The 15240-nt window shown below is 71.6% G+C and carries 12 protein-coding genes; 9 read left to right on the forward strand and 3 right to left on the reverse strand.

All coding sequences use genetic code 11. The features are described from left to right. Nucleotides 1–209: 209 nt before the first annotated feature. The gene (locus tag Q1K33_RS02660; RefSeq protein ID WP_300400395.1) at nt 210–1643 is read right to left on the reverse strand and encodes a CCA tRNA nucleotidyltransferase; all 1434 of its coding nucleotides are present in this window, start codon (nt 1641–1643) and stop codon (nt 210–212) included. 103 nt (nt 1644–1746) lie between these two features. Here Q1K33_RS02660 and Q1K33_RS02665 point away from each other — a divergent pair, with 103 nt between their 5' ends. The 9 genes from Q1K33_RS02665 to Q1K33_RS02705 all read left to right on the forward strand — a co-directional run bounded on the left by Q1K33_RS02665 (nt 1747) and on the right by Q1K33_RS02705 (nt 13101). Further along, nucleotides 1747–4026, forward strand: coding sequence for a DUF6049 family protein (locus Q1K33_RS02665; RefSeq protein ID WP_300400284.1), 2280 nt, complete (start codon nt 1747–1749; stop codon nt 4024–4026). 80 nt (nt 4027–4106) lie between these two features. Beyond that, entirely contained in the window at nt 4107–5738 is a 1632-nt protein-coding gene (gene murJ, locus Q1K33_RS02670; RefSeq protein WP_300400285.1) for a murein biosynthesis integral membrane protein MurJ, read from the forward strand. Between the two features lie 63 nt (nt 5739–5801). Beyond that, nucleotides 5802–7751: a hypothetical protein gene (locus Q1K33_RS02675; protein WP_300400286.1), complete on the forward strand. Its 1950-nt coding sequence runs from the start codon at nt 5802–5804 to the stop codon at nt 7749–7751. Next, a complete protein-coding gene (gene sigM / locus Q1K33_RS02680; RefSeq protein ID WP_300400288.1) occupies nt 7748–8458 on the forward strand; it encodes an RNA polymerase sigma factor SigM in 711 nt (236 codons plus the stop codon). The genes Q1K33_RS02675 and sigM overlap by 4 nt, the downstream gene beginning before the upstream one ends. Nucleotides 8459–8566: 108 nt before the next feature. Continuing rightward, the gene (locus Q1K33_RS02685; RefSeq protein WP_300400290.1) at nt 8567–9343 is read left to right on the forward strand and encodes a hypothetical protein; all 777 of its coding nucleotides are present in this window, start codon (nt 8567–8569) and stop codon (nt 9341–9343) included. A 149-nt stretch (nt 9344–9492) separates the two neighbouring features. Beyond that, nucleotides 9493–10455, forward strand: a complete 963-nt coding sequence (trxB, locus tag Q1K33_RS02690; protein ID WP_300400292.1) for a thioredoxin-disulfide reductase — start codon at nt 9493–9495, stop codon at nt 10453–10455. A 103-nt stretch (nt 10456–10558) separates the two neighbouring features. Beyond that, the gene (gene trxA / locus Q1K33_RS02695; RefSeq protein WP_300400294.1) at nt 10559–10882 is read left to right on the forward strand and encodes a thioredoxin; all 324 of its coding nucleotides are present in this window, start codon (nt 10559–10561) and stop codon (nt 10880–10882) included. A 192-nt stretch (nt 10883–11074) separates the two neighbouring features. Next, on the forward strand, nt 11075–12289 hold the full coding sequence (locus tag Q1K33_RS02700; protein ID WP_300400296.1) for a pyridoxal phosphate-dependent aminotransferase: 1215 nt from the start codon (nt 11075–11077) through the stop codon (nt 12287–12289). 44 nt (nt 12290–12333) lie between these two features. Further along, complete coding sequence (locus Q1K33_RS02705) at nt 12334–13101, forward strand: lysophospholipid acyltransferase family protein (RefSeq protein WP_300400298.1); 768 nt, start codon at nt 12334–12336, stop codon at nt 13099–13101. A 60-nt stretch (nt 13102–13161) separates the two neighbouring features. On the opposite strand, the gene Q1K33_RS02710 is transcribed toward Q1K33_RS02705, so the two are convergent. Both Q1K33_RS02710 and Q1K33_RS02715 read right to left on the reverse strand, forming a co-directional pair. After that, a complete protein-coding gene (locus tag Q1K33_RS02710) occupies nt 13162–14157 on the reverse strand; it encodes a ParB/RepB/Spo0J family partition protein (protein ID WP_300400300.1) in 996 nt (331 codons plus the stop codon). Beyond that, the gene (locus Q1K33_RS02715) at nt 14154–15095 is read right to left on the reverse strand and encodes a ParA family protein (protein ID WP_300400398.1); all 942 of its coding nucleotides are present in this window, start codon (nt 15093–15095) and stop codon (nt 14154–14156) included. The genes Q1K33_RS02710 and Q1K33_RS02715 overlap by 4 nt, the downstream gene beginning before the upstream one ends. Nucleotides 15096–15240 lie beyond the last annotated feature (145 nt).

Raw genomic sequence — 15240 nt, forward strand, 5'->3', positions numbered from 1 at the left:
CGTGCGTCGCTGCGGGGCCAGCGACGCACGATCGTCGCCCGCTGCGGGGTCAGCGGGCGACACCTGGTGTCCCACTGAGGGGTCAGTGGGCACCGCGGCGGCGTCCATGGGGGGATGCCGCCACATGCGAGGCCCCGGCCGGAGCAGGAACGTCGCTCCGGCCGGGGCCTTCGTACGTCCACCGGCCCGCAGCCACGGGAGCCTCGCTCCTACTCGGAGGCCTGGCGCTCGGCCCACCACTCCAGCAGCGCGGCCTTGGCCGCCTCGTGCTCCAGGGGTCCCTGGTCGAGCCGTACCTCCAGGAGGTAGGCGTAGGCCTGTCCCACCTCGCGTCCCGGTGCCAGGTCGAGGATCTCCATGATCTGGTTGCCGTCGAGGTCGGGACGGATCGAGGCCAGCTCCTCGGCCTCCGAGAGGTCGGCGATCCGGGTCTCGAGGTCGTCGTAGGTGCGCCGCAACCGCTCGGCCTTGCGCTGGTTGCGCGTCGTGCAGTCAGCCCGGGTCAGCACGTGTAGGCGAGCCAGCTGGGCGCCGGCGTCGCGGACGTAGCGTCGTACGGCGGAGTCGGTCCACTCCCCCGAGCCGTAGCCGTGGAAGCGCAGGTGCAGCTCGACCAGCAGGCAGACCGCCTCGATCTCCTCGCGCGAGAAGCGCAGCGCCTTCATGCGCTTGGCAGTGATCTTGGCCCCGACGACGTCGTGGTGGTGGAAGGTGACCGTGCCGTCCGCGACGAAGCGGCGGGTCTTGGGCTTGCCGACGTCGTGCATCAGCGCGGCGAAGCGGGCCACGAAGTCGGGTCCGCCGCCCGGAAGGCGCGGCTCGAGGTCGATCGCCTGCTCGAGGACGGTGAGGGTGTGCTCGTAGACGTCCTTGTGTCGGTGGTGCTCGTCGCGCTCGAGGCGCAGCGCCGGCAGCTCGGGCAGGACGAGGTCGGCCAGCCCGGTCTCCACGAGCAGGGTGAGGCCCAGGCGCGGGTAGGGCGCACAGATCAGCTTGACCAGCTCGTCGCGCACGCGCTCGGCGGAGATGATGTTGATCCGCTCGGCCATGTCCGTCATCGCCGCGACGACCTCGGGCGCGACGTCGAAGCCGAGCTGGGCGGCGAACCGGGCGGCGCGCAGCATCCGCAACGGGTCGTCGCCGAAGGAGTCCTCGGGACGACCCGGGGTCCGCAGGATCCGGTGGGCCAGGTCGGCGATGCCACCGAAGGGATCCTCGAAGGCGCGGCCGGGCAGGCTCACCGCCATCGCGTTGACGGTGAAGTCGCGGCGACCCAGGTCGCCGGCGAGGTCGTCGCCGAAGGCGACCGTCGGGTTCCGCGAGGCCGGGTCGTAGCTCTCGGAGCGGTACGTCGTCACCTCGACCACCCACTCGCCGCGGCGCGCGCCGATGGTGCCGAAGTCGCGCCCCATGTCCCACAGCCCACCGTCGCCCCAGGCCCGCAGCAGCTTCTCGGTCTCCTCCGGCCGGGCCGAGGTGGTGAAGTCGAGGTCGTGATGGGAACGCCCCAGCATGGCGTCACGCACCGGCCCGCCGACCAGGTGCAGCTCGTGGCCGGCCTCGGCGAAGCGCTGACCCAGCTCGTCGAGCACGGGCGCCAGGCGGTCGAGCTCCCGCTCCACGCGGGCCTGGACCTCCACCATCGAGAGCTCCTCGCCCGGGGCAGGACTGACAGGGGAGACAGGACGTGAGGACGGCTCGGACACGGCGCGGAGTTTACGGCGCACCGGCGGATACCCTCTCTTCGTGGTCCGTCCCCGTCGATTCCTGCCCGCCCTCGTGCGGCGCACGGGTCCGGTGACCGCGGGCCTGGCAGTCGGCCTTCCGCTCTCCCTGGGCCTCGTGGGCGCTCCCGCCCAGGCAACCGCGTCGCCGGTCGGGGTGCCGTCGAGCCCCGCAGCCGCGGCTCCCGCTCCCGACACTGCTCCCCTGCGGGTGCGGATCGCCTCGTTGTCCAAGGCCACGCTGCCCGCCCGCGGCAACATCACGATTCGGGGCACTGTCACCAACCGGAGCGACGAGACCTGGACGACGATCAACCTCTACACGTTCGTCGGTGACGGGCTGGACCCGATGAGCTCCTCGGCCGAGCTGGCCGACGCCATGGACGTGCCCTTCGAAGCCCAGGTCGGCGAGCGCGTGCTCGAGGGTGATCGCGGCCTCGTCGAGACCCTGGAGCCCGGCGAGACCGCGCCGTACGTCGTCACGGTGCCGACCAGCGCCTTCGACTTCACCGGGGTCGCCGAGCGCAACGACGGCGACACCGCGGGCGTCTACTGGTTCGGCGTCCACGCACTGGGCCAGAGCGCCTCGACTCCCCGCGACGACTTCACCGACGGTCGCGCCCGTACCTTCCTGCCGTTCGTCCCACGCCGCACCGACCCCGTCCCCGCCACGCTCGTCGTCCCGCTCGTACGAGGCGTCCTCTACGACGCCGACGGCTCGCTGGCCGACGAGGACGGGTGGGAGCGGGTGCTGCGGCCGGGCGGTCGGCTGCGGGACCTGGTCGACCTCGCGGATCCCGCCGACGAGGCCGGCGTCCCCCTGACCTGGCTCGTCGACCCCGCGCTCCTCGACGCGATCGGACGCCTGGCCGCGGGCAACGCCCCCCGGTCGCTGGAGCCCACCCGTGCGCGTGACGCCGACCCGGCCGCCGAGGCCGTCCCCTCCGACGCCACCACCACCGATCCGGTGCCCGGGGCCACCTCGTCGGGTGACGACGAGTCCGAGCAGCCAGCGCCGTCGGGCGACGAGGACGCCGCCGAGGTGACCCCCGCCGTGCGGGCCGCCAGGTCCTGGCTCGCCGCGGCCGAGGACGCCTTCACCGGCGCGGAGGTGCTCACGCTCCCCTACGGCAACCTCGACGTGGGGGCGGCCCTCAGCGCCAGCCCCGCGCTGCTCGACCTGGCGCGCTCGCAGCAGAGCGCCGTCCTGGAGGCCCTGGGCATCGACGGCCGCCCCACGCTGGCCTCCCCGGACGGGTACGTCGACCCGGCCGAGGTCGGTGCCGCGAAGCCCGGAGACGCACTGCTGGTCAGCGACCGATACCTCCAGGCGCCGGCACCGGCGGTGGTCCGCCTCGACGGCCACGAGCTGGTCGTGACCTCCGACGGCGCGACCCAGGGCAGCCCCGGACCGGGACGCTCGCTGACCGCTGTCGGGCTGCGCCAGCGGCTCCTCGCCGAGGCGGCCGTGCGCGCCCGGCCCGTCCGCGAGGCCGGCAGCCCGCTCTCGCCGGCGGGTCAGCCCCTCACCGTCGTCCTGCCGACCGAGTGGGACCTCGGTACGGCGGACGAGTTCTTCGACGGGATCGAACCGTCCTGGATCTCCTTCACGGGGTTGAGCTCGGCCACCAGCAGCGCCTCCACGGGGGTGATCTCGGCGGCGGACCTCGTCGAGCCGGAGGCCACGAAGCGACGGCTCCAGCCGGAGACCTTCGCGGCCGTCCGCTCGCTGATCGACACCGGCGACACACTGCAGCGGGTGCTGGTCGACAACTCCACGGTCGGCGCCCGCGTGACCGAGGAGGCGCTCAGCGCGATCTCGTACTCGCTGCGCGGGCGACAGAAGGTCGCTCGGACGGCGCTCTCGCTCGCGCGCGGGTGGCTCGACGCCCGCTTGAGCGGCATCGAGATCATCGCCTCCTCGGGAGTCACCCTCTCGGGCGACTCGGGCACGTTCGTGGTCACGCTGAGGAACACCCTCGACGAACGGGTCGCGGTCAGCATCGCTGCCGTGACCGACCAGGGACTGGTCGTCGATCCCGTCGAGGCGCTCGAGCTCGGCCCGCAGAGTCGCACCAGCGTCCTGCTCAACGCGACAACCACCACCAGCCGGGTCCACAACGTGACCCTGATGGTGACCGACGTCGACGGCGCCCCGATCGGAGCCGGCGACCAGCTGCCGATTCGCTCGGTGCTGGTCAGCGACGTCATCTGGGTGATCATCGGCGTGGGCGTCGGCACGCTCTTCCTGGCCATCGCACTCCGGCTGCGTCGACGCATCCTGCGGTCCCGGCGCGCATGAATCGTCCTCCTGAGTCACCGGGCCCCGACGCCGGCTCCGCGACCCCCGGCCCGGCCGCGACCGTGAATGAGCAGTCGAGCGTGCTCTCCTCCAGCGCGGTGATGGCCGCCGGCACGCTGGTGTCACGGCTGAGTGGATTCGTCCGCTCCGCCCTGCTGGCGGCGGCGCTCGGCCTGAGCCTGCACGCCGACATCTTCACGATCGCCAACACGATCCCCAACATGCTCTACATCCTCCTGGCCGGCGGGGTCTTCAACGCGGTGCTCGTCCCCCAGCTCGTGCGGGCGATGCGCAGCGACCCCGACGGTGGCGAGGGGTACACCAACCGGATCGTCACCTTGGCGGGGCTGTTCCTCCTGGCGGTCACCATCGCCCTGGTCGCCTTCGCGCCGGCAGTGATGTCGCTCTACCTCGACAACGACTTCGACGACCCGGCGCTGGCAGAGCAGCTCGACTCGGTCATCGCCTTCGCGCGGCTGTGCCTGCCGCAGGTGTTCTTCTACGGCATGTTCGTCCTCGTCGGGCAGATCCTGAACTCCCGCGGTGTCTTCGGACCGATGATGTGGGCGCCGATCGCCAACAACGTGATCTCGGTGGCGACCCTCGGGATCTACCTCGTGGCGTTCGGCCCGGCCGGCGGCCCCGAGCTGGAGGCGGGCTACACCGGCACCCAGGAGCTCGTCCTCGGCCTGGGCTCGACCCTGGGCATCGCTGCTCAGCTCGCGATCCTGGTGCCCTACCTCAAGCGGGCGGGATTCACGTTTCGCCCTCGCTTCGACTTCCGCGACGCCGGGCTCGGCCAGACCTTCCGCCTGGGCCTGTGGACGGTGCTGTTCGTCATCGTCAACCAGATCGCCTACACCGTCGTCGTCCGTCTCGCCTCCGGTGGCGCCGCGGCGGGCGGGGACGGCACCGGCTACACCGTCTACTCCTCGGCGTTCCTGATCGTGATGGTCCCGCACTCCATCATCACCGTCTCGCTGGCGACCGCCATCCTGCCGCGGCTCTCCGCGCGCGCCGCCGACGGCGACCTCCGGGGTCTGGGCACGACCCTGGCGGCGTCGCTGCGGACCGCCCTGGCAGTCGTGGTGCCGGTGGCCGCGCTGCTCCCGCTGGTCGCCCTCGACGCGGCGCACGTCATCTGGGGGTACGGCGCCGCATCCGACGGCTACGAGCGGTACGCGCCCTCCCTGGCCCTCTTCGCGCCCGGCCTGGTCTTCTTCACCGTCCACTACCTGATGCTCCGCGGGTTCTACGCCCTCGAGCTGACCCGCACGGTCTTCTTCATCCAGTGCGCCGTGGCCGCGGTCAACGTGAGTGCGGCACTGCTGCTCGTCACTCAGGTCAGCCCCGAGGGCACCACCCCCGCCCTCGTCGTGGCCTACGGGACGTCGTACGCCGCCGGCGCCGTGATCTCCTACTCGGTCCTCTCACGGCGGCTCGGCGACCTCGGCGGTCGTCGTACCGTGCGCTTCCTGGCCCGCCTGCTGTGCGTGGTCGTCCTCTCGACGGGCGCGTCGGCCCTGGTCGCGTTCGGCTTCGGTGCCTGGGGCGGGGACTCCTCCTGGGCGGCCTCGCTGGGCCGCGCCGCGCTGGTGAGCGTCTTCGACGTGGTGGCCTTCGTCGGTCTGGCGCGGGCGTTCCGCCTGCGCGAGGTCACCTCGGTGATCTCGCAGGTCTCAGGTCGGCTGTCGTCCAGACGCGGGGCCTGAGCGCGTCCTACGATGGGTCGGAGCGCAATCGTCGCTGACCCGACCGAGCGAGGAGGGAGTCTGGTGCCGCACGCGACCCGGCCCGGGGACGTCCTCGCCGACCGCTACCGGCTCGTGGACCTCCTCAGCGAGAGCGGCGAGGGACGCTTCTGGCGTGCACACGACCGGATGCTGGAGCGGCACGTCGCCATCCACGTGATCCGGGCCGACGACCCTCGAGCCGAGGCGCTGATGGCGGCGGCGCGCCGGTCCGCCACCGTGCTGGACCCGCGCATCCTGCGCGTCCTCGACGCCGACGTCACCGCCAAGGTCTGCTACGTCGTCAACGAGTGGGGGTGGGGCACGTCCCTGGACATCGTCGCCGCCGGGACCGGCCCCCTCGGTCCGCGGCGCTCGGCCTGGCTGGTGGCCGAGGTCGCCGACGCCATCGCCACCGCCCACCGCGCCGGCGTCGCGCACGGCCGGCTCAACCCGGAGAACGTCCTGATCGACAGGACCGGGGGGGTGCGGATCATCGGGCTGTGCGTCGACGCCGCCCTGCACGGCGTCCCCGACGTCGACGTGCGCGACGACCTGACCGACCTCGCCGGTGTCCTCTACTGCGCCCTGACCGCTCGGTGGGGCGGCCAGTCGGGCTCGATCGTGACCCCGGCGCCGCGCGACCACGGCGAGGTGCTGCGCCCGCGCCGGGTCCGCGCCGGGATCCCGCGACCCCTGGACACCTTGTGCGAGGAGCTCCTGCACTCCCACCCCAACGCCCGGCACCGCGAGCCTGCCGGCATCCCCACCGACGCTCGCGGCATCGCCGACTACCTGGCCGACTTCGTGGGTGATCCCACCGGGATGGCGCACGCGTTGCTCTCGAGCACCCCGCCGGTGCTGCCCGACGAGGAGCTCGTGGTGCTCCCCCAGGTGCCCGAGCTGACGCCGCACGAGAGCGCGCGCACGGCCACGCCGTCGCGCGGCACTCCCGCGGCGGCAAGCGAACCCGACGACCCAGCCGACACCGGCGACACCGGCGACACCGACAGCAGCGGGGACACCGAGCGTCCGACCGAGGCGGGCATGCCGATCTTCGGTCCCGACGGCGACGACGTCTCCTGGCTCGAGCGTCGCAGCACCCCGGCTCCACCCCCGCCACCGTTCGAGTCGCCGCCGGAGCGCCCGCTCTTCGCACCCGAGCCCGTCGACGGGTCACCGGCGCGCCAAGCACGTGCTGGGACGCCGACCCCGACCCCGACCAACCCGGTCGCGAGCACTCCGCGCCAGCGCGACGGCTACTGGCCCTGGGACACCAACACCGGCACCAGCACCGGCACCGGCGTGGGGGCCGGGCTGGTCGACGGACGTGGCCTCAGCAGCAGCACCATCCTCCCGGTGGTCGAGGACGACCGGGTGCCCGGCCGTTCGTGGTTCCGCCTGGGCGCCATCCTGTCGGTCGTCGTGCTCCTCGTCGTGGCCGTGCTGGTGGCCATCAGCCTGAGCCAGGGCCCCTCCGAGACCGCCGACCCGGACGAGGCCGACGGGACGACCGTGCCGACCCGGGTCGAGTCCACGCCGGTGGCCGGGGTGACGGCGACGGCATTCGACCCGCTCGGGACCGACGGTCTCGAAAACGACGACGCTGCCGGCAATGCCGTGGACGGTGACACCGCCACCTCGTGGGCCACGCAGAGCTACAACGACCAGCTCGGCCCTCCCCCGGGCCTCAAGACGGGGGTCGGCCTCGTGCTGGACCTCGGCGGTGAGCGAGCCGTCACCGGCATCGACCTGGCCCTGGTCGGGTCCCCGACGGTCGTCTCCCTCTACCTCACCGACTCGCCACCAGACGGCGTCGCGGACCTCGAGCCTGCTGCGAGTGGACGCGCCAAGCGGGTCGCCAAGAAGCTGCGCCTGGACGAGCCGGTCTCGGCGTCGTACGCCGTCGTGTGGCTGACCGAGCTCCCGGCCGACGGCTCCCTCTTTCGCGGACGCGTCGCCGAGGTCGTCGTCCAGGCCGCCACCTCGCCATGAGCGAGACCGCGATCCCCGCCCCTGGGGGCGCGAACGAGCCGCGCACGGACGCTGACCTGCTCGCGGCTCACGTGGCCGGGGATCGCTCTGCGTTCGGCGAGCTCTTCACCCGTCACCGGGACCGACTGTGGGCGGTGGCCCTGCGCACGATGGGCAACCCCGAGGACGCCGCCGACGGACTTCAGGACGGGATGGTGGCCGCCTACCGCCGGGCCGCCTCGTTCCGCGGGGAGGCGCAGGTCACGACCTGGCTCCACCGCGTGGTCGTCAACGCCTGCCTCGATCGCCTGCGGGCCCTGAAGGTCCGCCGAGCCGAGCCGTTGCCCGACGACCTGGAGGAGTACGGCGGCCGGGGATCCCTCGCGTCCGCGGCCGGCAGCGTCGATCCGGCCGAGGAGAGTCTCACCGCCGAGCGCAGCCGGCAGGTGGCGCAGGCGCTCGGCACGCTCCCGCGGGAGCAGCGCGCTGCGCTGGTCCTCGTCGACATGGAGGGCTACCCGGTCGCCGAGGCCGCGGCGATGTTGCAGTGCGCCGTCGGCACGGTCAAGTCGCGCTGCTCGCGGGGGCGGCGCCGACTCGCCGTCCTGCTGGCCGACCTGATCGACGACCCGAGCACCGAGCGGGACCCCGCACCCTCCCCGGGGAACCAGGAGCTCCCGCGGGCCGTCCCATCCCCGAACCCACCGCGCGGTCCGCCGGACGCCTAGCCGCACACCCTGACGCGCCCACGGCAACTCCGGCAGCGGCCGACCCACCGCCCGAGCCCCGGCCCCGCCCGCGCCGCCCCACGATGTAGTTGAGATGGTGACGACCTGATGTCCGACCACGACCCCGAGGTGACCCCCGAGCGGGAGGCGCGTCTGCGCCGGCTGCTCGCGCAGTCGCGCCACGGTGATCCGGTTCCGGTCGACGTCGCCGCTCGGCTGGAGCGGGTGCTCGAGCAGCTGGCCGCTGAGGGCCCCGACCCGGTCGTCCACGGCGTGAGCGACCTCGCCGCTCGCAGGCGTCGCCGGGTCACCGGCCTCCTGGTCGCCGCCGCTGCCGTGGTGGTCGTCGGCGTGGGCGTCGGTGAGCTCCGCGACGGCGCCCGGTCCGAGTCCGACCCCGCCACAGCCAGCATCGCCCAGGACGACGGGTCCGACGCCGGTGGCTCGGCCGAGAGCGCGGACGCCGGGGACACGTCCGCGCGACGGAAGTCCGACCAGGACCTGCTCGCGGACTCGAGCCAAGCGGCGCCGGACGAGCCGGTCGCGCCCCCTGTGGAGTCCGAGGGCCGCTACTCCGGTCGGCTCCTTCCTCCCGTGCGGCTGAGCCAGAGCCGCTTCGCCAAGCAGGCCGTCCGGTTCCGCGAACGACGCGGTGTCGAGTCGGCCGCGCGGTCGGTGATTCCCGGGGAGGCACTGAGCCGCTCGGAGAGCTTCGTGTGCGGCGCTGCCGCCTGGGGTCCCGGGACTCTTCTGGCGGCGCTGTACGACGACGTCCCCACCGTGCTCGCCTACCGGCCGCGGACCGGGGAGACCCAGACCGTCGACCTCCTGCGGTGCGGGACCGGTGAGCTCCTCCGCTCCACGGTGCTGCCGGTCGAGGACTGACCGCCCCGCGATCCACCTGGCGTTCACTGGCGCGACGTGGTCGGGGAATCCTGCTCCCCTAGGATCTGTTGGATTGACGAGGCCGCACGTGCGGCCGCCACCGCCACAGCGACCGGCCCGCGAGGCCGAACCCAGGAGTGCAACGCCTCATGACCGAGACCCGCAACGTGATCATCATCGGCTCCGGCCCCTCCGGCTACACCGCGGCCGTCTACGCCGCCCGCGCCAGCCTGGCCCCGCTCGTCTTCGAGGGCTCGGTCACCGCCGGCGGTGCGTTGATGAACACCACCGAGGTGGAGAACTTCCCCGGTTTCCGAGACGGGATCATGGGTCCCGCGCTGATGGACGAGATGCGCGCCCAGGCTGAGCGCTTCGGCGCCGAGCTCGTTGCCGACGACGTCGTCGAGGTCGACCTCACCGGCGACGTCAAGGTCGTCAAGACCGCGACCGAGACCCACACCGCTCGCGCAGTGATCCTGGCGACCGGTTCGGGGTACCGCAAGCTCGAGCTGCCCAACGAGGACGCCCTGTCCGGGCGCGGTGTCTCCTGGTGCGCCACGTGTGACGGGTTCTTCTTCCGCGAGCAGCACATCGCCGTCGTCGGTGGTGGTGACTCGGCCGTGGAGGAGGCGACCTTCCTGTCCCGCTTCGGCTCGAAGGTCTCCCTGATCGTGCGTCGGGACGAGCTGCGAGCCTCCAAGATCATGCAGGAGCGCGCCGTGGCCGATCCCAAGATCGACATCCTCTGGAACTCCGCCGTGGAGGCGATCAACGGCACCGACAGCCTCGAGTCCCTGACCCTGAAGGACACCGTCACCGGCGAGACGCGCGAGCTGGACGCCACCGGGCTGTTCATCGCGATCGGGCACGACCCCCGCTCGGAGCTGCTCACCGGCCAGGTGGACCTCGACGACAACGGGTACGTCGTGGTCCAGCAGCCCGCGACCGCGACCAACCTGCCCGGCGTCTTCGCCGCCGGCGACCTGGTCGACCACCACTACCGCCAGGCCATCACCGCTGCCGGCACCGGCTGTGCGGCGGCGCTCGACGCCGAGCGCTACATCGCCGACCTCGACCACCAGGCCTCCGCCACGGCGGTCGCGGCGGTCTGAGACCCTCCGTGCGGCGCGACGCCGCGCAGGGAACAAGCCCCGCCACCGGGGTGTTGAGACAGCTACCAGGCCACCACGACCCGTCCAGGAAGGACACACCACCATGGGCAACATCTCAGCCGTGACCGATGCAGAGTTCGACACCGAGGTCCTGAAGTCCGACCTCCCCGTCCTGGTCGACTTCTGGGCGGAGTGGTGCGGCCCGTGCCGCCAGGTCGCTCCGATCCTCGACGAGCTCGCCGGGGCGCACGGCGAGAAGGTCAAGTTCCTCAAGATGAACGTCGACGAGAACCCCGTGACCCCGTCGTCCTACCGGGTCACCGGTATCCCGACGATCAACGTCTACCAGGGTGGCGAGGTCGTGCGCACGATCGTCGGTGCCCGGCCCAAGGCGGCGCTCCTCAAGGAGCTCGACGAGTTCATCTGATCGGGGACGCGCCAGCGGACCCGATCGTCGGTGGTTGAGCAGCGAGGTCGGGTGAGGAACGAACCCGACACCGAGCGTGACGAAACCCGGTGAGTCAACCGACAACCACAAGCACAACCACAGGCACCAACACGAGGGCCCCGCGAGACCGCGGGGCCCTTCGTCGTACCCGGACCTGACAAGATGGCGAGCGTGCGCCAGATCCGACAGAGCAGAAAGCTCCTCGACGTCCGCTACGACGTCCGCGGCCCCATCCTCGTGGAGGCCCAACGACTCGAGGCCGAGGGCCACCGGATCCTCAAGCTCAACATCGGCAACCCGGCGCCCTTCGGCTTCGAGGCCCCCGAGGCGATCCTCAGCGACGTCACCCACCACCTCGCAGAGTCGCAGGGCTACAGCGACTCGCGAGGGATCTACCCCGCGCGCACCGCGGTCGCGCAGTACTACCAGGGCCGCGGGCTGCGGGACGTGTCGGTCGAGGACGTCTTCATCGGCAACGGCGTCTCCGAGCTGATCTCCATGGTGCTGCAGGCGTTCCTCGACGACGGCAACGAGATCCTGGTCCCCGCCCCGGACTACCCGCTCTGGACCGGCGCCGTCACCCTGTCGGGCGGCACGCCGGTGCACTACCTGTGCGACGAGGCCAACGACTGGAACCCCGACCTGGTCGACATCGAGTCGAAGATCACCGAGCACACCCAGGGCATCGTGATCATCAACCCCAACAACCCGACGGGGGCGGTCTACAGCAAGGAGATCGTGGCCGGCCTGGTCGACATCGCCCGTCGCCACGAGCTGGTGGTCTTCGCCGACGAGATCTACGAGAAGATCCTCTTCGACGACGCCGTGCACCACCATGCTGCGGCTGCCGCCGGCAGCGACGTGCTGTGCCTGACGTTCAGCGGCCTCTCCAAGGCCTACCGCGTCTGCGGCTACCGCTCGGGCTGGGTGATGATCTCGGGTCCCAAGGAGATCGCGACCGACTTCCTCGAGGGTCTCACTCTGGTGGCCAACATGCGGATGTGCCCCAACGTCCCGGCCCAGCACGCCATCCAGACGGCGTTGGGGGGCTACCAGTCGGTCGAGGAGCTGATCGCTCCGGGCGGCCGGTTCTACGAGCAGTCGATGCTCGCCCATCGGCTGCTGAACGAGATCCCGGGCGTCTCCTCGGTCAAGCCGAAGGGCGCTCTCTACTGCTTCCCGCGGCTGGACCCCGAGGTCTACCCCGTGGAGGACGACGAGGCGCTGGTCATCGACCTGCTGCGGGCGAAGAAGATCCTGGTCACGCACGGCACCGGGTTCAACTGGCCCGACCCCGACCACTTCCGGCTGGTCACCCTGCCCGACGTCACGGTGCTCGAGGAGGCGATCGGGAGGATCGCCGACTTCCTGGCCACGCAACGCTGATCCGCCACCTGCTCGTCCGTCCCACCCAGCTTCAGGAGTCAGCCATGCGTGACATCACCTACCCGCCGATCATCGTGGCCGCCAAGACCGCCTTCCGGCTCCTGGGGCAGGACTTCCAGATGAGCGGCACCGAGCACGTGCCTCGCGACGGCGGGGTGCTGCTGGCCGTCAACCACATCGGGTACGTCGACTTCATCTACGGGGGGCTGGCTGCCAACCCGTCCGGGCGACTCGTCCGGTTCATGGCCAAGCGGGAGCTCTTCGACCACAAGATCACCGGTCCGCTGATGCGGTCCCTGCACCACATCGAGGTCGACCGGGGGGCGGGCACCGCATCGATGCGCCAGGCGCTGACCTACCTCAAGCGGGGCGAGGCTGTCGGGATCTTCCCGGAGGCCACGATCTCGCGCTCCTTCGAGCTCAAGGAGTTCAAGTCGGGGGCGGTGCGGATCGCGGCCGAGGCGGGCGTCCCACTCGTCCCGGTGATCCTCTGGGGCACCCAGCGGATGATGACCAAGGGTCACGACCGCGACTTCTCGCGTGGCAAGACGATCGCGATCAACGTGGGTGAGCCGCTGTACCCCACCGGCGCCGACCCGGACGCCGAGACCACCGAGCTGCGCACGGTGATGCAGGGACTGCTCGACGAGACCATCCGCTCCTATCCGGCCGACGAGCAACCTCCCGGCTCGTGGTGGCTCCCGGCCTCGTACGGCGGCAGCGCGCCCACGCTGGAGGAGGCCGAGCTGCTCGACGCCGCCGAGAAGCGGGAGCGGGCGGCCAAGCGCGCGGCCAAGCGCAACGCCGAGTAGCCGGCACCAGGATTTAGATCTTTATCGCTTTGTCGACATAGCGCTTTGTAGCTGGCGACGTCAGGACTCGTCCCGGTCGATCAGGTCGACGATCCGGCGCAGGTCTTCCAGCGTCGCGAACTCGACGGTGATCTTGCCCTTGCGCTGCCCCAGGTCGACCTTCACCCGGGTCTCCAGCCGGTCCGACAACCGGTCAGCCAGGTCTGCCAGTCCCGGCGCGGTCGGGCGGCGCCGCTGGGTGCGGGTCTCGGGGCGACCGGTGTCCCCGACCGCGACGATCTCCTCCAGGGCGCGAACGCTGATCCCCTCCGCGACCACCCGGGCGGCGAGCCGATCCTGGATCTCCGCATCCGTGACGCTCAGCAGGGAGCGCGCGTGACCGGCTGAGAGCACCCCGGCCGCGACCCGACGCTGGACGGCGGGACTGAGCTTCAGCAGGCGCAGGGTGTTGCTGATCTGCGGCCGGGATCGCCCGATCCGACCGGCCAGCTCCTCGTGGGTGCAGGCGAAGTCCTCGAGCAGCTGGGCGTAGGCCGACGCCTCCTCGAGCGGGTTCAGCTGGCTGCGGTGCAGGTTCTCCAGGAGAGCGTCACGGAGCATGTCGACGTCGTCGGTCTCCCGCACGATCGCCGGGATCGTGGTCAGGCCGGCCTGCTGGGTCGCGCGCCAGCGCCGCTCCCCCATGATCAGCTCGTAGCGGTCCGGGCCGCTGGGGCGCACCACGATCGGCTGCAGCAGGCCGACCTCGCTGATGGAGTGCACCAGCTCGGCCATGGCGTCCTCGTCGAAGACCTCACGCGGCTGTACTGCGTTGGGCGTGATGGCGGTGACCGGGAGCTCGGCGAAGTGAGCGCCGGCGACCGGGGCCAGCCGTGCCTGGTCCGGGCCCGGTGCACTCGTCGTGCGCGTCGTGCCGTCACCTGGGCCCTCGGGAGCCGCGATCGGCGTGGAGGCGGAGATGCTCTCCTCCGCCGGAGGTCCTGCCGGTGGTGCCGTGGGGATCAGCGAGCCCAGTCCCCGTCCCAGTCCACGGCGCGGTGGCGTCGCGGCGCTCATGAGCGGACCCCCCGCACAGCGATCTCCCGAGCCGCCTCGAAGTAGCTCAGCGCTCCCGGTGATCCGGGGTCGTAGGTCATCACGGTCTGTCCGTACGACGGAGCCTCGGAGACGCGCACGGAGCGCGGGATGGCGGTGCGCAGGACCTGGTCGCCGAAGTGCTCGCGCACCTCCTCGGCCACGCCCGCTGCGAGCCGGGTCCGCGCGTCGTACATGGTGACCAGGATGGTGGAGACCGCGAGCCGAGGGTTGAGGTGGGCTCGCACCATGTCGACGGTCTCGAGCAGCTGACCAAGTCCCTCCAGCGCGTAGTACTCGGCCTGGATCGGGATCATCATCTCGTCGCCGGCGACGAGCGCGTTGAGGGTCAGCAGGCCCAACGACGGTGGACAGTCGATGAAGACGTAGTCGAAACGCTCCTCCCCCGCCTCGGCCGCGCTCCCGACCCACGGGTGCGCGTGAATTGCCTTGCGGAGTCGACCTTCGCGGGCCACGACGCTGACGAGCTCGATCTCGGCACCGGCCAGGTCGATCGTCGCGGGGATGACGTAGAGGCCGTCCAGGTCCGGGCACGGCTGGGCGATGTCGACCAGCGGCTGCCCGTCCACGAGAGCGTCGTAGGTCGAAGGCACCCCGCGCCGGTGCTCAACGCTCAGCGCCGTGGACGCGTTGCCCTGGGGGTCCAGGTCCAAGACCAGCACGCGCTGCCCCAGCTGAGCCAACGCCGCGGCGACGTTGACGGTCGACGTCGTCTTGCCGACCCCGCCCTTCTGGTTGGCGACAACCATGATCCGCGTCGACTCCGGGCGTTGGAACGCCGCTTCTCGCCGCCCCGTCTCCTGGCGCGCCAGGATGCTGTGCTGGGCGGCGCGGGCAAGGGGTGTCGACTCCACGTCGTACCCGTCGTCGTAGGAGGCGAGATCGCCTGCGGTGCGGATGGGCACGTCTGACTCCGTTTCACGTGGAACATCACCGTCGGCCGTCGCGTGGGTTTCACGTGAAACGGCCGCCGGCGCCTGCTGGGGAAAACCAGGCTGGATCTGTGGATAACTACGCTCGGTGAGCGTAGAGCTGCCGGTGGAG

Source organism: Nocardioides sp. (assembly GCF_029937575.1).
Lineage (GTDB): Bacteria > Actinomycetota > Actinomycetes > Propionibacteriales > Nocardioidaceae > Nocardioides.